Origin of the sequence: Chondromyces crocatus, assembly GCF_001189295.1 — a bacterium.
GTDB classification, from domain to species: domain Bacteria; phylum Myxococcota_A; class Polyangia; order Polyangiales; family Polyangiaceae; genus Chondromyces; species Chondromyces crocatus.
Genome location: NZ_CP012159.1, coordinates 7,815,842 through 7,835,128, shown reverse-complemented (window position 1 = coordinate 7,835,128; position 19,287 = coordinate 7,815,842). Strand labels below are relative to the sequence as shown.

Here is a 19,287-nt window from a genome sequence, read left to right as displayed (position 1 = left end):
TCGCTGCCTCGTGGCTCGGTGGCGTCGTCCCCTGGGCCCACCGTGGCGGGCCCTCCCGACCCCTTCCTGACGCCGCGTCTCACCATCAGGCCGCGGGGCGCAGCACGGTCACCCCGCTCGGGGCTTCCTCGACCCGGACGGCGTAGTCGGCGAAGTCGCGCGCGGGCAGGTTCTTGTCGCGCCGCTCCACCAGCACCCGGTCGAAGAGGCGATGCGCAGGCGCGTTACCCAGCTCGCTCTCGTGGCGGAACACGATCAGATCCCGCAGCGACATCATCCCGCGCGCGGCGCTCCGATCGTGCTCGAACATCTGCCGGAACGACTCCCAGAGCACGTCGAGGTCGGGCTCCTCGAAGCGCGTCTGGCGCGCGAGCTGCGGCGAGATGAACCCGTGGGCACGGTACAGCCCGTAAGGCACCGTGTTCTTGCGGCCCATGGTCCGGTTGTCGCCGCCTTGCGCGTCGGCCTCGCGCTGCGTGGCGACCGCCATGCGGGTGATGGAGTGCTCCTGCGTCAGGATGGGATCGATGGAGCGGGCGAACGTGATCTGCACCGGCCCGCGCACCTGCCCGCAGTTGTTCTCCTTCAGCCCCATCACCGCGCCGAACGTGCGGATGTCGAAGAAGTGACGACACATCCAGTCACGCGCGCGGTCGACTGCCTCGCGATCGGACGCTTTGCTCGTCGACTCCGGCTTCGCCTTGCCCTTCTTGCCCCCCTTCGCGGACGGCTCCTCGGCTTCGGCCGCCTCGTCGCCCTCGGATGTGGAGGCGCTCTTGAGGTTCAACGCCGCGTAGGCGAGGCCCTGCTGCGCCGAGAGCACGGCCTTCTCCTTCACGTAGATGTCGTAACCCGAGGCGCCTGCGCGGCTGAGCGAGATGTAGTTGCGCACCTTGCGCTTGAGGCACACGTCGCTCACCAGGCCTTGACCCGTCTCGGGGTCCACGCGCGGCAGGTTCCCCGCATCGGGGTCGCCGTTGGGGTTACCGTCCTTCACGTCGAAGAGCAGCACGAAGTCATAACGATGGCGAAGCTGGGTCATGAGAATTCTCCTGGTGGGAAGCCGTGGGGTCGGTCGGGGCGATTCAGGTCGTGCGTTTTCGGGAGGGCCGCTCTGCCGCCGGGGCCGTGGTGCTGGCTTTCGTCAGTGCGCTATTCGTCAGTGCGCTACCAGAGGTCGCTGTGCTGTTCGGGGCCGCGCTGCTGGCCATGGTGGCTGGCGTCTCCGCGCGCTCTGCGCTGGCCGCGCGCTCTGCGCTCTCCGTGCTGGTCGCGCTGGCCGCGCGCTCTGCGCTCTCCGTGCTGGTCGCGCTGGCCGCGCCGTGATCACCCGTCGCCTCTGCCGGAAGCTGCGCCTCGGTCGGCTGGCGAGGGGTGAAGAAGCGCTCCCGCTGATGGTAGTAGCCGACGGCGAAGAGCCCCTGATCTTCGAGGAGCATCGTGCGCGGGAATCTCTCGGCCGGCAGCCCGTCCATGATCCTGGACTTCAGACGCTCCAGCCAGCCCCCATTCCCTTCTGCCTTGGCGCTGTGGTGCACCGACAGCTTGAGCAAGCGCGGGAACACCAGCGCTGGCGTCGCCGATGCCGCCCCGAAGTACCGATCGCGGATGGTCGCGTTGATGTCGCCGAGCGCGGCGCCCTGGAGACGCTCCAGGACGGCAAAGAGACGGCCGAGCAGATAAGGAACTTGCGTCGAACGTTCGTCGAGAGACACGGAGACCTCCAGAGCAGGCAGACCGCTGCGCGGCAGGCGCAGCAGCGTGGCTTTGATCAGAGCGCAGCGAAGTCGCAGGAGCCGGGCCTCCCACTGCTTGTCGGGCGGGAGGCGAAGACGGTGCAGCGCAGCGGAGAGAAGCTCACGCGGGAACGGCTCCCCGCGCAGCGCGGCCCGGAACAGGCGGGCTGCGAGGTCGGGCCGGAGCCCGCGGCCCCCGGGCGCCTCGATGCAGTCACACAGGGCCTTGATCCCGACCGGCACAGGCTCCGCGTTCCCCAGGTGCAGGTCGTCGAAGTACTGGCCGACGTTGCGTTTCACCTCGGCGACCGTCGTCTCCATCCAGTCGCGCACCACCACCCGCGCGGCATTGCCGCTGAGCGTGGCCGCGTAGAACGGGGTGGCGTCCAGCTCGGCGGGCGAGAGGCCTCGCAGTGGCGCCTCCGCCAGCCGGACCGCGCTCTCCGTGGTGGGCGCGAACAGGTCGGCGAACACGTCGACGACCTCGTGCTGCTCCCGCGTCCAGAACACGGTCACCGCGTCGGCGCCGACGGGCACCCCGTACCGGAAGCGCCGCTCGGGCGTCCCCTCCAGCAGGTAGTTCAGCGCCGTCACGTACCCATCGGCCGCGGCGCGGCTCACCGGCGCATTCTCCCCCTGCACCAACCCTTGCGAGGTGAACGCCTCCGCGTTGAACGAGACCAGCGCCGCCCCCGAGGTCTGCGCCCCGGGCACCCGCTTCACGCTGCCGTGCATGCGCGCTGGCGGCGCCATCGCGCCCGTCACCAGGCACCGCACCTCGACCGCCCCCTCGCTCGCCTCTCGCTCCCGGCGCGCCGCCCACAAGGCGCGTACGGCGGGCAAATCGTGCACGACCTCACCATTCGCCGCGCGCACGAACGCGATCTGCTCGCTCCCCGTCCACGTCGACGCCGGCCGCTCCTTCAGCACCTTCGGGAGCTGCTCCCGACGCCGCGCAAGGAAGTGCGACACCGCCAGCAAGCCAGGCTCGCGCAGCGCCGACGCCACCTCGTCCACCACCTGCTGGAACGCCTCCGCGCACTCCTCGTTGCGCTCCGCGTTACGCTTCGCCTTGAGGGGGTCTTTCTCGTTCCCGCCGAGCCCGAGCACGTACTTCGCGTTGTCGAACAGGAAGCCCGGCGCCACGTTCACCGTGCGCTTGGGCATCCGCGGGACCATCCGCTCCAGCGCCCGCCCTCCCTCCTCGGTCGGGATCAAGCTCACGAAGTCCCCCTGGTCATTCACGTGGAGGAAAAAATCGATCCGCTTCTTCTCGTAATGCGGATCCTCGATCAACCCCTCCACCCGCTGGGCCAGCGCGTACAGCGAGCGCAGCATCACGCTGCACCTCCCGCCGCATTCTCCCGGAGCACCTGCTCCCAGCCGGGCACATGCAGCACCCCGCCCGACAACCGCGCCTCGAAGAACAGCGGCCTCGCTGCCCGACCGCCCCGGTAATCGAAATCGTAGAACATCATCCCCAGCGGCCGGTCCACCGCCGCATCGATCGGCGTCACCGCCTCGGGCGCCGGCTCCACCGACGCCGCAAGCTCCCGGCACCCCAGGCTCGGCGCGTGGAAGCACTGCCCCTTCTCCAGCCGCCGCGCGAACATCTGCTCGAACTTGACGACATTGTCGTCCGGCCCGGCCCGCTCCGTCATCGCGAACGACGCCGTGATCACATAGTCCACGTCACGCAGCGCCACCGTGTTCCGCTGCGCCCGGCGCGACGGCTCGTCCGCGCAGTAGTCGAGCACCCGCGGCGACGCCCGATCCGTCACCTCATTGCGCCGGAAGCTCACCCACTTCACCGGATTGAGCACCGCGATCTCGTGGATGTGCCACCGGATCGCCGGCTTCCACAGGATCGCCTCCACGAGCCCCCGCGCGGCCGAGGGCGTCATCACCTCGTAGCTCACCCGCTCCACCTTCATCTCGGGCCGGGTGAAGCAAGCCATCGGCCCGAACGCCCGGATCTTGAACCGCTTGCTCTGCATACCTCTCCTTCGTCCGCCGTCGCTGCGCCCTGCGTCCTGCGTCCTGCGTCCTGCGCCCTGCACTCACCATCCCGCTGGGGCTCACGCCGTCAGCGCTTCCCCTCCGGTTCGACGCTCAGCGCCGCCAGCCCTCACCCCTCGATCACCAGCGCCCCAGCATCCGCCGCCCCCACCCGCTCCGGCACCAGCCCGAAGCGACGCGGGTCATAGGCTGCGGCGAACGCCCCTTCGAGCACCACCACCGCCCCGGCCACCTCGCGCGCCAGCCCGAGCCGTTCCCATCGCTCGCGGGCCTTCCGCGGCACCGTCACCGTGTACCGCTGCAGCACCCGCAGCCGCTTCCGGCTCGGACCCAGCGCCTCCAGCTCCCGCAGACAAGCCTGCGCGCGCCCGTCGTACGGAACCACCACCGGGGCCGACCACTCGTCCTCGATGATCTGGAACCCTTCCGCCACGTCCTTGAACCGAAGCCCCTCACGCGCCGCCTGGATCTCCTTCGCGTCCAGGTTCCGCGACCCGTAAAGCTGCTGGAAGTACGCCTGCTGCGTGGCCGGCGCGAACAGATCCAGCCCCGGGTCCTCGCGCAGCAGCCCCCGCGTGATCGCCAGCGCCGCCTGCGGCACGCCCTTCGGCGGCGCCGTGGGCGCGTGGAACACCCGCAGCTCTCCCCGCCCTTCCAGCAGCCCCTCCCGGTTGCACCGCCCTGCCGCCTGCGCCAGCGCGTCGACCCCCCCGAGCGCCCGGTAGACCACCGCGAAATCCAGGTCCACCCCCGCCTCCACGAGCTGCGTCGCCACGAGCCGCACCGGCTCCCCGCGCCCCTTCCGCGTCTTGATCTCCGCCAGCACCTCGCTCCGGTGCGCCGGGCACATCAACGCCGACAGGTGCAGCGTCTCCTCGTGCCCCAGCACCGCATCCAGCGCCTCGCACAGCACCCGCGCATCCCGGCGCAGATGCACGATCGCCATCACATCCCGCTCGCTGGCCACCGCCTGCGCCAGCGCCGCGTACGACGTCGGCGCCTCCTCCTCCGGCCAGCGCACCTCCACCCGCCGCAGCCGCTCGAACGCCCTCACCGAAGCCGGCACGATCTCCTCGACCGCCTCGAACCCCACCGACAGCCCCTGCGCGCGCCCCAGCGCCGGCTGCGTCGCCGTGCTGACCACCACCGACGCCCCGTACTCCCCGACCAGCGACCGCAGCCCATCCAGGATCGGCGCCAGCATCCCCACCGGCATCGTCTGCGCCTCGTCGAGCACGATCACGCTCCGGGCCAGCCGATGCAGCTTGCGGCATGCCGACGGCCGCGCCGCGAACAGGCTCTCGAAGAGCTGCACCGTCGTCGTCACCACCACCGGCGCATCCCAGTTCTCGCAGGCCACCCGCCCCTTCGGCGTCTCCTCCTCCGGATCCAGCGCGCTGTGGTGCTCGATCACCGCCTCGTCCCCGAGCGCATCCCGCAGCACCTTCGCCGTCTGCTCGATGATCGAGGTGAACGGGATCGCCACCACCACCCGATCGAGCCCGTGCCGCGCCGCATGCTCCAGCGCGAACGCCATCGACGCCAGCGTCTTGCCACCCCCCGTGGGCACCGTGAGGCTGAACGCCCCCGGCTTCCGCCCCGCCGCCGCCACACACGCCGCGAGCACCTCCGCCCGGACCCGGTTCACCTCCGAGCTGCGCGCCCCCGCCTGCAAGCCCCCCAGGTGGTCCCGCAGCCGCCCATTGAGCACCTCGATCGCCGGCGCATCCCCCCGCAGCGCCGCCCGGTCCGCGCGGAAGAACGCCTCCGTGTCCAGGAAGTCCGCGTCGCACAGCGTGGAGAAGACCATCCGGATCCAGAGCTCCAGCCGCCGCATCCGGTCCGACGGTCGCCCCTCCTTCAGCCAGGCCGGGAAATCCAGCAGTGCGGCGCTCAGCAAGCGCTCGTCGATCCCCCCTGACTTCGCGGCCTCGTACCGCGGCATCTTCGTCTGCAACCGCTCCTTCAGCGCCGCGGCATTCGGTAATCCCGCGTGATGCCCCGCAATGGCAAACGCGATCGCTTGCCCCACGGACCCCAGCACCTTCACCGCGTGAACCGCGCCCGCCGACGAATGATCGATCCGCCCGCCCGGGGTCCCCTCCAGGTGCGCCTCGAAGCCATTCGCCGCGCGAATCATCCCCTGGAAGTCGGCCGCGTACTTCCCGAGATCGTGCCACTGCCCAGCGCACCGCGCGATGTCTGCCGTCCCGAAGCGCGCCGCGAACTCGGCCGCCAGCGCGCCCACGGCCTCCAGATGCTCCACGAGGAGATGAGGACGCCCCGTTTCGTCCAGGTGCGCGAGCGGCGCTCGGGTGAGGGCCGCGGGCGGTGCAGGGGGATCGGTCTCGGGATGAGGGATCATGGATACGCTCGGAGCATGGGAACAAGGAGCCGCGCGGCGCCAGTGCAGCGTTCTGGAGACGCCCGTTGCCGACGCCATCGAGGCGAAGGAACGAGGAGCAAGAAAGCGGCCACCATCGCGGCGCATCGTCGCTTCTTCCTGCGTACCCACCGTGGCGATGCGTTTCGTGTCGTGCGTCGTCGCGAGGTGGCCACATTGGGTCAGGTCTGGCGTGACCCGCCTGGGCGAGGCTGGCCATCTTCGTCCAAGGCGCTGCACGGCCAGGCCCCCGCGCGGACGACGGGGCGGGGACCCGGCAGGCGCGGGTGAGGACGCCGCGCCGGAGCCCGACGTGGCGTGGGCAGCGAGGAGTGACGTGGGACAGCGAACGCCTGTGCCTCTCCCGCCTGCCCCTGTACGCTCCGCTCGCGAATCTGACTCAAAGAGGCAATTCCCGACCGCTTGGCGTAAGGCTCATCTTTCGTCTGCAGAGCGGCCAGCGCATGCATCGACGGCATGGGCGAGCGCGTGATTCGTGTTAGAGCGGCGGTACACGAGCCCCTCACGGGATGCTCGTGGAGGTCGCATACGCTCGTGGTGACGGCTCCCTCACCAGACCCTTGCGCCCAAGCGTACGCCAGCGTCGACCGAGGCCCATGTGACCGCCGCCAAGCCACTCCACACGCCGAGCCTCTCGCCCTCCCTTCGCGCAGGGCGACCACGGCTCCGTGTCCTCTCGGCGCTGCTCCTGCCCCCGCTCCTCCTGGTGGCTGCGCTGGTGGCCTGCACGACTGGCCGGGTCGACATCTACACGTGTCCCGACCCCTGCCGCGAATGCGCAGACCCTTGCTCCTGCCCCGAAGGCACGTGCGTCCCCCCGGCACCGCTCGGCTGGGAGGGACCGGTGCTGCTCTGGCATGGCCAACCTGCCGACGAACCGAACTGTCCCGAGCGCGCTCCAGCGCCCGTGTACGAAGGCTACCGAGGCCTGAAGACCATCCCCGAGTGCGCCCGATGCGAGTGCGCCCCGCCGCACTGTGAGCTCCCCCAGCGAGTGAGCGCCAGCGCCGCGGACGGCATGTGCGGGGTCCCGCTGATGACGCGGGACTTGCCCGAAGACTGGGACGGGTCGTGTCTCGCCATCACCCCGTTCGTGGACCCACTGTCGCTGCGGGTGGGGGCCACGGGCCAGAGCGCGTGTGAGCCGGTGACGATCTCCGTGCAGAAGGCCTCGTTCGGATGGGAGACGAAGGCGAAAGCGTGCAAGGCGATGCGACCCATCGGCAGCTGCGAAGAGCGGCACGAGGAGTGCGCACCCCGTCAGGAGACGGCGCGGGACGGCTTCGAGCTGTGCATCTTCCAGGGCGGTGACGGGAGACCCGAGAGCCCGAAGCCGGGCTGGGGGCCGTCATGTCCGCTGGGCTACCCGCAGGTGCGGGTGTTCTACGGCGGGGTGGCGGATGACTCGTCGTGCATGCCCTGCAGCTGCGGCGCTCCGGAGGGGGGGACGTGCGAGGGCCGAATGACCTTCCATGAAGGTTCGGATTGTCAGGGCGGTAACCTAGGATTGGAAACCGCGCTCGATGGCAATTCTTGTGGTGCCCCCCCGAACACCATCCAGACCATAAGCAGCGTGGAATTGGAGCTGTTGCGGGACCAGCCAGGCAGTTGCAAACCGGCGGGTGGAGAGCTGGTGAATGGCGGAACTCTCCTCGAACCAGCCAGCTTCTGTTGCCGGTAGTTCCAACTCATTCTCACATGACGTGAATGATGCGCTCGGTACAAACTACCCAATGGACGGGTCTGTCCTTCGTGTGGCTGGGGTTGAGCGTTCTGGTTGCCTGCGGCGTGGACTCGAACATCCTGCAGGTCATCGGCACGGTGAGCCCATCTTGCCAACCGGGTGAGTGTGCGGATCAGCCACCTGTCGGCTGGGAAGGCCCGGTGTGGCTCTGGACTGGAGAGCAGACTCTCGCGCCTCCCTGTCCAGACGCCGCCCCCTCGCTGGTGTACGAGGGGCACGCAGGACTCCAGACCCACGGAACGTGCGGCACCTGTACTTGCAATGATCTCGAATGCTTGTTGCCTGCCGGGGTCAGCGTCAGCAAAGGCGATTGTGGCGGACCCCTGATCGATGTGCTCACTCCTCCTGGATGGGATGGTTCTTGCTGGTCTTTCCCGCCCATCAACGACTCGAAAGGTGCCATTTTCTGGGGATCCTCGAGAACCGAGTGTCAGCCGGCCGTTGCGCAGGTGAAGAAGCAAGCCTCTTTCTCCTGGGACACGTTTGCCATGGCCTGTTCGACGGCAGGGGAACACGATGAATGCAGCGCTCTCGCAGGAGACTGCTTCCCGCTCGTGCCGCCTGGGTTTGAGCGCTGTGTTTTCAGCGCCTCGGAGGCGATGAGCTGCCCAGCCGACTATCCGGAGATGCGTCGCTTTCACAGCATGGTCGAGGATCGTTCATTGTGCAGTCCGTGTGATTGCCTGCCCCCGGAGACGACCGGTTGCCACTTTTTTGTTGATATGAGTGAAGGTAACGATTGTAGCCGCCGCACCATCGGGACAACCGTTGGCTACAACCTGGGAGGCTGTCTCCTCACTGCGGCCCCACGCCAGTTCGCAAGCATGTACGCGGAGGTCCGGCGCCTCGACCCAGGGACATGCACGCCTCAGGGAGGCGAATTCCTGGGCGGCTTCGAGCCGGCGCAGACGACCACCTTCTGTTGTGAGCACGGTGGGTGACGTTCGAGCCACGTCCTTTCACGAAAGAACCATCCGCATTGGTTCCAGCCAAGCAAGGTCTAACGAAGTAGAAGGGGGTAAGTCGTTCAGAGCCGCTGGCATCTGCGAACAGCGGTATGAGCGGTGCGCGCCGCGTCAGAAGGCGGCGCGGGACGGCTTCGAGCTGTGCGTGGTAGCGATGGCTTGCGCACGAATGGATATCGCAAAAGAAATCCGCATGCAAAACGCTTGGCGGGCAGGGGCACTCCTCGTTTGGGGGGGAATCATTCAACTGAGTTCATGCAATGCCCAGCCTTTCACGGATGGATCGAGGGCGCCCTGTCGCAGCGAGACCTGCTTCAGATGTCTCCTCTTGGATGGGAAGGCCCTGTATGGCTGTGGTCGGGCCCAGAGGCAGAAGCGCCCCCGTGCCCGACCGATGTCCCCGACTTGGTCTTCGAAGGGCACGCGGGCCTGCAAGCGCGCGGTGATTGCGGCACATGTGCTTGCACACAACCCGAGTGCAAGCTCCCCTCGGGTGTGGGAATCACCCAGACCGACTGTTCTGGAACGTTCATCGAGGTGCTTCCACCACTGGACTGGGATGGCTCGTGTTTGCCGATTCCGTCAGTCAAGAAGGCGACAGGGGTAGATTTCTGGGGATCATCGCGGAGTGAGTGCCTGCCAGTCCTCCCGACCCCGGAGAAGTCATCGAGCATCTCGTGGGATATCTTTGCCAGAGCTTGTGCGAGACCTGCGGCACCAGCGTCGATCTCCTGTTCCACCGAAATCGAGAGATGCAGTCCCGAAGGCGGCTTTCAGCTGTGCGTTTTCAGTGAGGTCGAGGCAACCCATTGTCCGTCGGCATACCCCGAGATGCACCGATTCTACCGAGGGATCGTGGATGGGACTTCCTGCAGTCCATGTCACTGCGCAGCTCCGGAGAGATCTGATTGCGGCGTGTTCGTCGCTCTCAGCTCGGATTCTGCGTGCCACGAGCGGATACTGGGTACGACCGTCGGCCACGACGATGGCGCCTGCCAGATGATTCCTTCTCCGAGAGACTTTCGGGGTATCGTGGCAGAAGTCCGGAGCTCCGAGCCGGGCCAATGCACTCCGCTGGGGGGAGAGCTCATCGGGGATGTCGTCCCCGCCGAACCCACGACATTTTGCTGCCGTTGAATCCAGAGGCACTCCCACCAGCCTCGACACTCACTGTTCAATAGTAGAATTTCCCTCGAATTCGCGATTTTATGCTGCCGGTAGTTTTTTGTCATTCTCACACGTTGCGAATGGTGTTTGCGGGGCAAACCTCCCGAAGGACAAGCCTGTTCCTTGTTCAGCTAGGCCTGACTGGAGTGGTTGGGTGCGGCACGGACTCGAATGTCCAGCAATTCACTGAAACGGTGAGGCCATCTTGCCAACCGGGTGAGTGTGACGATCAGCCGCCTGTCGGCTGGGAAGGCCCGGTGTGGCTATGGACTGGAGAGCAGACTCTTGCGCCTCCCTGTCCAGACGCCGCCCCCTCGCTGGTGTACGAGGGGCACGCAGGCCTCCAGACCCACGGAACGTGCGACGCTTGTGCGTGTAGCGATGTGGAGTGCTTGCTGCCCGCCGGGGTCACCATCACCAAAGGCACTTGTGGTGGACCCTTGCTCGACGTGCTCGCTCCTCCTGGCTGGGATGGTTCCTGCTGGTCTTTCCCAGCCATCAAAGATCCTGAAGGCGCCATCTTCTGGGGGTCATCTCGCACCGAGTGCCAGCCGCTCGCTCCTCAGGTGAACAAGCAAGCCACCTTCGCCTGGGACAGGTTTGCCATGGCCTGTTCGACCTTCGAGAAGCGCGAGGAATGCATCAACCACGCAGAAGACTGCGACCTGCTCGCGCCGACAGGATTCGAGCGCTGCATCTTCAGCGCCTCGGAGGTCACGAGTTGCCCATTCGACTACCCGGAGATGCGTCGCTTCCACGGCATGGTCGAGGACCGTTCATCGTGCAGTCCGTGTCACTGTGTGCCCCCAGCGACGAGCAGTTGCCATGTCTTTTTCGAGCTGAATGAGGAGAGCGAATGCAACCTACGCAGCCTCGCGACGACCGTGGGCTACAACCAGGGAGGCTGTCTCCTCACCTCAATCCCACTCCAGTTCGCAAGCATGAACGCAGAGTTCAGGCGCCTCGACCCGGGAACATGCACGCCTCAGGGCGGCGAATTCCTGGGCGGCTTCGAGCCAACCCAGACCACCACGTTCTGTTGCGCGCACGCAGAGTGATGTCAGATCGGCTTTCTTTCATGAGGGAAGCATCGACATGCGTTCCAACTGAGCAAGGGCCAGGTGACGACACGTGCAGAGACCATCGTTTCGATGGAAATGGATGATGTCGCACGAGGGGTCAGGCTGTCAGAGCAGCCAGCTCATCAAACGAAGTGAACGGTGCTCGCTGTGCGAACTGCCCGACGGTTAGGTTCACTCTTCGTTCTACTGATGCTGACCAGCCTGATTTGCTGCGGCATGGATTCGGACGTCACCGAGTCCTCCGGCACCGTCTCTTCATCGTGCCATGCAGGAGAATGTGATGTCGAACTCCCATTCGGTTGGGAGGGGCCAGTGTTGCTATGGTCTGGCGAGGAGACACTCGCACCTTCCTGTCCGGATGCTGCTCCGACGCTGGTGTACGAAGGCCACGCAGGGCTTCAGACCCACGGAACGTGCGGCACCTGTGCTTGCAGCGATCTGGAATGCTTGCTGCCCACGGGGGTGACCATCACCAAAGGAACCTGTGGTGGACCCTTGCTCGATGTTCTCGCTCCTCCTGGATGGGATGGCTCCTGCTGGCCTTTCCCACCCATCAAGGATCCTGAAGGCGCCGTCTTCTGGGGAACTTCGCGCACCGAGTGCCAGCCCCTCGTTCCACAACCAGAGAAGTCCGCGACATCCACCTGGGCGACATTCGCCAGAGCCTGTTCGCGCTCCAGCGATCGCGACGAATGCCGCGACGGAACGGACGACTGCTCCCCGTCACCCGCTCCAGGGTTTGTGCGCTGTGTCTTCAGCACCTCGGAAGCGAACGCCTGTCCACCGAACTATCCGGAGATGCATCGCTTCCATGGCATGGCCGAGGATCGTTCCTCCTGCAGTCCATGTCGCTGTTCGCCCCCGGAGACGAGCACCTGCCGCGTATTTTTCGGTCTGAGCGTGGATAGCGAATGCACCATTCGCATGCTCGGAACGATGGTGGGCTACCAGCAGAGGGGCTGTATCCTCAACTCCGTTCCGAGCCAGTTCGCCAGCATGACGGCAGAAGTGAGGCAACTCGACCCGGGGATATGCACGCCTCAGGGAGGCGAATTCCTGGGCGGTTTCGAGCCGACCCAGACCACCACCTTCTGTTGTGAGCATGGTGGGTGACGTCCGATCTGCGTTCATTCACGAGAGAACCATCCGCATGGGTTCCAGTCAAGCAAGGTCTAACGAAGGAGAAAGGGGGGCGCGGCGTTCGGAGCCGCTGGGGGGAGAGATCATCGGGGATGTCGTCCCCGCCGAACCCACGACATTTTGCTGCCGTTGAATCCAGAGGCACTCCCACCAGCCTCGACACTCACTGTTCAATAGTAGAATTCTCCTCGAATTCGCGATTTTATGCTGCCGGTAGTTTCGGGTCATTCTCACACGTTGCGAATGGTGTTTGCGGTGCAAACCTCCCGAAGGACAAGCCTGTTCCTTGTTCAGCTAGGCCTGACTGGAGTGGTTGGGTGCGGCAAGGACTCGAATGTCCAGCAATTCACTGACACGGTGAGCCCATCTTGCCAACCGGGTGAGTGTGACGATCAGCCGCCTGTCGGCTGGGAAGGCCCGGTGTGGCTCTGGACTGGAGAGCAGACTCTTGCGCCTCCCTGTCCAGACGCCGCCCCCTCGCTGGTGTACGAGGGGCACGCAGGACTCCAGACCCACGGAACGTGCGACACCTGTGCTTGCAATGATCTCGAATGCTTGTTGCCTGCCGGGGTCAGCGTCAGCAAAGGCGATTGTGGCGGACCCTTGATCGATGTGCTCACTCCTCCTGGATGGGATGGTTCTTGCTGGTCTTTCCCGCCCATCAACGACTCGAAAGGTGCCATTTTCTGGGGCTCCTCGAGAACCGAGTGTCAGCCGGCCGTTGCGAAGGTGAAGAAGCAAGCCTCTTTCACCTGGGACACGTTTGCCATGGCCTGTTCAACCGCCGAGAAAGGCGATGAATGCAGCGATCTTGCAGGAGACTGCTCCCCGCTCATGCCGCCAGGATTTGAGCGCTGTGTTTTCAGCGCCTCGGAGGCGATGAGCTGCCCAGTGGACTATCCGGAGATGCGTCGCTTCCACAGCATGGTCGAAGACCGTTCATCGTGCAGTCCGTGTGATTGCTTGCCCCCAGAAACGACTGGTTGCCATTTCTTTGTCGATCTGAGTGAAGGAAACGAATGCAGCCGCCGCATCATCGGGACCACCGTCGGCTACAATCAGGGAAGCTGTCTCCCCACAGCGGCACCACGCCAGTTCGCAAGCATGTACGCGGAGGTCCGGCGCCTCGACCCGGGGACATGCACGCCTCAGGGAGGCGAATTCCTGGGCGGCTTCGAACCGACCCAGACCGCCACCTTCTGTTGCGAGCACGGAGGGTGACGTCCGAGCGACGGTCTTCTACAAGAGAACCATCTGCATGGGTCCCGGCCCAGCGAGGATTGACGAAGACGAGAGAGTGCAAGGCGCTGCGAGTCGCCGGAATGTGGCAAACCCTCTCGAACCAGCCACTTTTTGCTGCCGGTAGTCTTCAGCTCATTCTCACATGATGTGAATGGTGTTTGCCGTGCAAACTACCCGAAGGATAGGTCTGTTCCTTGTTCAGCTAGGCCTGACCGGAGTGGTTGGCTGCGGCATGGACTCAACCGTCCAGCAAGTTACTGGCACGGTGACCCCGCATTGCCAGGAAGCGGAATGTGATGCTCAACCGCTTCTCGGCTGGGAAGGTCCAGTGTGGCTATGGACTGGGGAGCAGACCCTTGCGCCTGCCTGTCCGGACGCCGCCCCCGCGCTGGTGTACGAGGGGCACACAGGACTCCAGACCCACGGAACATGCGAAGCTTGTGCGTGTAGCGATGTGGAATGCTTGCTGCCTGCCGGGGTCACCATCACCACAGGCACTTGCGGGGGACCCTTGCTCGACGTGCTCGCTCCTCCTGGGTGGGATGGTTCCTGCTGGTCTTTCCCACCCATCAAAGATCCTGAAGGCGCCATCTTCTGGGGCTCGTCTCGCACCGAGTGCCAGCCGCTCGTTCCTCAGGTGAAAAAGCAAGCCACCTTCTCCTGGGACAGGTTTGCCATGGCCTGTTCGACCTTCGAGAAGCGCGAGGAATGCAGCGACCACGCAGAAGACTGCAACCCACTTCCGCCGCCCGGATTCGAGCGCTGCATGTTCAGCGCCGCGGAGGTCACGAGTTGCCCACCCGACCATCCAGAAATGCATCGCTTCCACGGCATGGCCGAGGATCGTTCGTCGTGCAGTCCATGTCGCTGTTCGCCCCCAGAGACGAGCGGTTGCCACGTCTTTTTCCGGCTGAATGAGCAAAGCGAATGCAACCTACGCAGCCTCGCGACGACCGTGGGCTACAATCACGGAGGCTGTCTCCTCACCTCAATCCCACTCCAGTTCGCAAGCATGAACGCAGAGTTCAGGCGCCTCGACCCGGGGACATGCACGCCTCAGGGCGGCGAATTCCTGGGCGGCTTCGAGCCGACCCAGACCACCACGTTCTGTTGCGCGCACGGTGAGTGACGTCCGAGCTGCGTTCTCTCACGAAAGAACGATCTGCATGGTTTCCAGCCAGGCAAGGCGCTGCACTCCCCCCTCAGGCGAGGAGGGCGACGGGTGGCGTCGCAGTTGCACACCAACATGTCGACGTTTCAACCCACGCCCCCCTCAGGCGAGGAGGGCGACCCATCGTGTCCCCCTGGGTCTAGCTCGTCGTAAACGTTTCAACCCACGCCCCCCTCAGGCGAGGAGGGCGACACGGATAAACCAGGGGTCGCTGGGCTTGTCATCGTTTCAACCCACGCCCCCCTCAGGCGAGGAGGGCGACGTCCCGCTCACCAATGCGCCGCTGTACGAGGATATGTTTCAACCCACGCCCCCCTCAGGCGAGGAGGGCGACACGGTCACCTCTCGTCCCGTGCGCTGACAATTGATGTTTCAACCCACGCCCCCCTCAGGCGAGGAGGGCGACCCGCCATCGTGACCACGATCCACACGGGTGAGTGGTTTCAACCCACGCCCCCCTCAGGCGAGGAGGGCGACCCCTTGTACGACGCCATCGTCGACCAGACGGTGTTGTTTCAACCCACGCCCCCCTCAGGCGAGGAGGGCGACACCTACCTCTCGCGGACGCCAGAGCGCCGGCGCCGTTTCAACCCACGCCCCCCTCAGGCGAGGAGGGCGACTGACGCGACACGACGACGACTACGGCGTCACTTGGTTTCAACCCACGCCCCCCTCAGGCGAGGAGGGCGACCCCCTGGCATCCCCAAGTGGCGGAATATCCAGGGAAATTCGCGCTGTTTTCGCGAACCTCGTCCCAGCATACCCGACTTCGCCGTGCCTGGCCCAGTGCGCGCCCGTAACCCTGCGGAATGTCAAAGAGCGGGGGTAGCGCGAACCTCCCAGGGTTTTCGCGTCGGGCGAGGTTCGCGCGCGGTGTCGAGGGGAGGGGTGGGGGCTCCTCGGGGGCTGGGTTCGAGGAGGTGGCGCGCTGGGCATGGGGAGGGCGAGTTCGGGCTGGGGATGAGGCTGGGCGTGCGGCCCGGTCGCGGGGACCTGCGGCGGGTTTTCCGGGGGTGAGGGGGGAGGTCGCTTGCCGTGGGGCGTCGGGGACGCCGCCCGATGGACTGCCTGCCGGATGCCCCACCGAGGCCATGGTAGCGCCCTGGCGGGACGGTGGGCCACGTCTTCGTCGGGCGCCAACGTCCCCGCCTCGCGCGTCGGCCTTCTCGACGGCCGCCGTGGAGGGGACCTGTCGAGACTCGCTCGGGCCTTGCTCGGCTGGCGATGGGTGGTCTGGCTGTGACGATAAAGAGAGCGCCTCAGGATGGTCGGGAGGGGCGTGGCTGATGCTGTGATGGCAGTGGGAACGGTCCGGAGGGCTCTGGCTGGGGCCGTGGAGCGAGGGCGAGGGGAAACGTCGCTGGGGCGGCCGTCTCTCTGACGGTGGAGCTGGAAGCGGGCAGAGGCTGGGAACCTCTGGACCCACCGGACGCGTGTCGGGGGAACCTCTGGACCCACCAGACGCGTGTCGGGGGAACCTCTGGACCCACCAGACGCGTGTCGGGGGAACCTCTGGGAGGTTCGGACGCGTGTCGGGGAACCTCTGGGAGGTTCAGACGCGTGCCGGGGAACCTCCGGGAGGTTCGGACGCGTGTCGGGGAACCTCCGGGAGGTTCGGACGCGTGTCGGGGAACCTCCGGGAGGTTCGGACGCGTGTCGGGGAACCTCCGGGAGGTTCAGACGCGTGCCGGGGAACCTCCGGGAGGTTCAGACGCGTGCCAGGGAAGCTCCGGGAGGTTCGGACGCGTGGCGGGGAACCTCTGCGAGCTTCCGTCGTCCGCGAGCCCCCACCGCGCGGCGGAAGCAAGAAAGACCCATGGAGTCGCGCTTCTTCGAGCGCGCTGCATCCGGGGGCCCAGGCGATGCGATGGGTACGCGGGCCATGCCTTGGCCCTGGCAGCTCCAGCGGACGTTCACCCACCTTGTGCCACCTATTTTTCATCTGGCCGTGGTTGTCCGCCTTGCGCGGAGGCTTTCCAGGATCCAGGTTAGGGGCCTCCGGAGCTTTCCTTATTTGCGGAATTTCACCGAATGAGAACCATGAGGCTGTTCAACATGCTGAATACGACCCGTCTGGAAGTGGACCGTCAGATCAACGTCGGGAATGCGCTGGGCCCCATCCTGGCAGCGACCCGAGCCACTCCGCTCCAAGGCGCGACCCGGACCCGTGGAGATGCCGTCATTGCTTCGACGCTGGCGCTCTTGAATGTGCGGGATGTCCCGCCGAGGGCCGCCGATCAGGCGACCGACACGGTGGTGGCAGCGTTTCACCGGATGCTCGAAGCGCGCGAGGAGATGCTGCTCGATACGCTCGTTCCGCTCGGTCCGGCGCAGCGCGAGGCGCTCGGTCAGGTGCGGTTGCTGCGGACGCGCCTCTTTCCCAAGGGGACGAGCTTCATCCGGCTGCCGATGGAGATGGAGCTGAAGCACCTGACCGATCTGCGACAGCGGCTCGGGGAGCCGGAGGTCGATGCCGCGGTCACCGCGCTGGGGCTCGCGGCCGAGGTGCTGCACGTGCTGGCTCACGTGGAGCGCTACGGGCGTTCGCTGGGTCAGGACGCGGGCGGCGCCGGTCGCGCGACGGAGCTGGCGAGCCTGGCGTGGCACGAGGCGTTCGTGCGCTTCGCGGCGCAGGTGGTCATCGACTACGAGGGGAACACGGCGATGCAGCGGGAGCTGCTGGGGCCTTACGAGGGGCAGCGGCTCCAGCAGCGCGCAGCGGCCAGGGCAGCGCGGAGGGCGCGGGCGGCAGCGCAAGGGTCGTCGACGCCGCCGCTGGGAAGCTCTCCAGCCAAGGGGCTGGAGAGGGGGCTCGAGGTGGACGAGGCGCTGGACGAGGAGCCGCCGTCGATGACGGGGGGAGCGACGCCGGCCGCGGGGTGATGCGCGAGGGCCCGTAGGCCACTCGTGGGAAGGAAGGCGCCCGTCCTCGCGTGTTTCGGGAGGACGGGCGCGCTGTTTGTCGCCGGTGCCGGTTGGCGGCCGAGGTCGAGCTCGTGCCCGCGCGGTCCCAAGATGGGCCGCGGCTTCCGCAGCTGGTACGTGATGAAGTGAATCCTCGCATGTCGAATTATGAGGAAGGCGGCAGCAGCGTTGAACAGTCCACCAAGCACTGGACGAACGACGCGAAGTCGGCGGCAATGGTCAAGATGCTCCGATCTTCGTCGATGTATGCAACTTGAGGCTCTCCCTCCGCGCCACACTTGCGATAGTCGAGCATGACGGTGTCATGTCCACCAGAGGGGGTATCGCATATGACCAGACCGATGTCTGGATAGCCCCATTCTTGCACCAAGTAGGCACTGCCAAATTCCCCGTCCACTCCCTGCTCGAATCCAATGCCAAGTAGCGATGAAATCGCTATGTGGTTGCTCGCCCAGGACGTCGGAGTGTCCGTATGGAAGCAGCGGCGCGCGGGCACTCCTCCGTTTTTCTGGCGTAGTATCTCGACGTATGCTCTCGGGAGTCGAAGTCCAAGACGAGCTTCCGCCTGTCGAAGCAGTTCGGTGGTGACGACTGGCCCGGACATCGTTGTCGTTTCTTTACTGAAGAAATCCACAGGTTCTCCCAGGCGGCAATCATCGAGTGCTGAATCCACCGCTATGCCCGGTGTACTTGTGAACGTTCGTCTCGACAAGCTGCATCAACCCCCTGTCTTGATGGTGGTGCCATGTGTAGCCTGCGGGCGTCTCTGTCACACCAGCAGCTGTGTTCGCACGGGCGAAGTCTGTGGAACGCGAACCTGAGAGTTCTATTCGCACGTCACCGATTGTCGGATGGCGGAATGCAGAAAAATCGGGGTAGCCATTTCTGTCAAATGGAACACCTGTCTTCGGATGCGCTTGATTCGCAAGATGGGCATTTCGGACTGGAGTCGCACCACTTCGCCTCCCTGCCGCAGCTGCAGCTCTCCCTGCTGACCCCGCTGTCGACCCGACGGTGGCGGTGATCGCTCCCCCCACCCCGACAGCGGTGGCGAGGATGGACATCCCGATGCTGCCGGCCTTGAACAAGCTGGCGCCCGCGGCCTCCCAGTCCTCTGCGGCGGCAGCCTCAGAGGCCTCCACGCCGGCTTCCACCATGTGGCTGGCGGGATTGACGGCGTCAAGGGCGCCGGGCAGCCCGCTCTCCTTGTAGCCATTCCAGGCGGCGGTGATCGTGGTGTAGGCGACGTAGACGCGGCTGGTGCCGCCCAGGATCCCGAGCTTTGCGGACTCCAGCAGCATCCTGGCCATCCCGATGCGGACGCCGTCCATGATGCGCCTGGCGATGGCGTCACCACGGCCCAAGGTCTGCAACGTGGCTGGGAGCTGGGGGCTCCACCCTCCGCGGACCCCGGAGGTCCCGACGTCGACCGGCGCCTGGGTCGAACCAGTGCCAGCGGCGTCCTCCAGGTTGCCCTCGACGACCTTGGGCGGCGCAGGTGGCTTCGGCTCGCGGGGAGGACCGAACACCCAGATGGTGCAGCCCTGCGAGCATCCGTCCTCTGTCGCAGGTGGCTGCTCTTGAAACCCACTGGAATCGACCAGCGACAGCGGGCTGTTGGTTACGTAGGAATAGCCGTTCCAGCTTTGCCCGAAGAGGGCCGCGGCCCTGTCTTCGACTGCAACCCACGCA

Annotated in this window: 8 protein-coding genes and 1 CRISPR repeat array; of the genes, 1 reads left to right on the top strand and 7 read right to left on the bottom strand. The window is 65.9% G+C overall.

Going from position 1 to position 19,287, the window contains the following annotated elements; all coding sequences use genetic code 11:
* Positions 1 to 85: 85 nt before the first annotated feature.
* From cas7c to CMC5_RS45060, 5 genes are all read right to left on the bottom strand, one after another.
* Entirely contained in the window at positions 86 to 1,042 is a 957-nt protein-coding gene (gene cas7c, locus CMC5_RS28155) for a type I-C CRISPR-associated protein Cas7/Csd2 (RefSeq protein ID WP_050433294.1), read from the bottom strand.
* A 43-nt stretch (positions 1,043 to 1,085) separates the two neighbouring features.
* Positions 1,086 to 3,074: a type I-C CRISPR-associated protein Cas8c/Csd1 gene (cas8c, locus tag CMC5_RS28150; RefSeq protein WP_063796360.1), complete on the bottom strand. Its 1,989-nt coding sequence runs from the start codon at positions 3,072 to 3,074 to the stop codon at positions 1,086 to 1,088.
* Complete coding sequence (gene cas5c, locus CMC5_RS28145) at positions 3,074 to 3,733, bottom strand: type I-C CRISPR-associated protein Cas5c (protein WP_082362865.1); 660 nt, start codon at positions 3,731 to 3,733, stop codon at positions 3,074 to 3,076. The genes cas8c and cas5c overlap by 1 nt, the downstream gene beginning before the upstream one ends.
* 131 nt (positions 3,734 to 3,864) lie before the next feature.
* Complete coding sequence (locus CMC5_RS48680; protein ID WP_050433293.1) at positions 3,865 to 6,120, bottom strand: CRISPR-associated endonuclease Cas3''; 2,256 nt, start codon at positions 6,118 to 6,120, stop codon at positions 3,865 to 3,867.
* Positions 6,121 to 14,132: 8,012 nt separating this feature from the next.
* Positions 14,133 to 14,333, bottom strand: coding sequence for a hypothetical protein (locus CMC5_RS45060; protein WP_156338906.1), 201 nt, complete (start codon positions 14,331 to 14,333; stop codon positions 14,133 to 14,135).
* Between the two features lie 420 nt (positions 14,334 to 14,753).
* Positions 14,754 to 15,361: direct repeats of the CRISPR family, unit length 37 nt; unit sequence GTTTCAACCCACGCCCCCCTCAGGCGAGGAGGGCGAC.
* Positions 15,362 to 16,725: 1,364 nt separating this feature from the next.
* Here CMC5_RS45060 and CMC5_RS45055 point away from each other — a divergent pair.
* Positions 16,726 to 17,553: a hypothetical protein gene (locus CMC5_RS45055; protein WP_156338905.1), complete on the top strand. Its 828-nt coding sequence runs from the start codon at positions 16,726 to 16,728 to the stop codon at positions 17,551 to 17,553.
* A 187-nt stretch (positions 17,554 to 17,740) separates the two neighbouring features.
* Here CMC5_RS45055 and CMC5_RS49000 read toward each other — a convergent pair whose 3' ends face one another.
* Together CMC5_RS49000 and CMC5_RS28105 are read right to left on the bottom strand one after the other, a co-directional pair.
* Positions 17,741 to 18,199 (bottom strand): SMI1/KNR4 family protein, encoded by a 459-nt coding sequence (locus CMC5_RS49000; protein ID WP_050436173.1) that lies wholly within the window; start codon positions 18,197 to 18,199, stop codon positions 17,741 to 17,743.
* Between the two features lie 49 nt (positions 18,200 to 18,248).
* Positions 18,249 to 18,926, bottom strand: coding sequence for an HNH endonuclease (locus tag CMC5_RS28105; protein ID WP_082363531.1), 678 nt, complete (start codon positions 18,924 to 18,926; stop codon positions 18,249 to 18,251).
* Positions 18,927 to 19,287: the final 361 nt, after the last annotated feature.

Bases quoted from the DNA above. Each gene is read 5' to 3' on its own strand.
- CMC5_RS45055 (WP_156338905.1), top strand. From the start codon at position 16,726: ATGCTGAATACGACCCGTCTGGAAGTGGACCGTCAGATCAACGTCGGG.
- CMC5_RS48680 (WP_050433293.1), bottom strand. From the start codon at position 6,120: ATGATCCCTCATCCCGAGACCGATCCCCCTGCACCGCCCGCGGCCCTC.
- CMC5_RS45060 (WP_156338906.1), bottom strand. From the start codon at position 14,333: ATGCCGTGGAAGCGATGCATTTCTGGATGGTCGGGTGGGCAACTCGTG.
- CMC5_RS28105 (WP_082363531.1), bottom strand. From the start codon at position 18,926: ATGGACGGCGTCCGCATCGGGATGGCCAGGATGCTGCTGGAGTCCGCA.
- cas7c (WP_050433294.1), bottom strand. From the start codon at position 1,042: ATGACCCAGCTTCGCCATCGTTATGACTTCGTGCTGCTCTTCGACGTG.
- cas8c (WP_063796360.1), bottom strand. From the start codon at position 3,074: ATGCTGCGCTCGCTGTACGCGCTGGCCCAGCGGGTGGAGGGGTTGATC.
- CMC5_RS49000 (WP_050436173.1), bottom strand. From the start codon at position 18,199: ATGTCCGGGCCAGTCGTCACCACCGAACTGCTTCGACAGGCGGAAGCT.
- cas5c (WP_082362865.1), bottom strand. From the start codon at position 3,733: ATGCAGAGCAAGCGGTTCAAGATCCGGGCGTTCGGGCCGATGGCTTGC.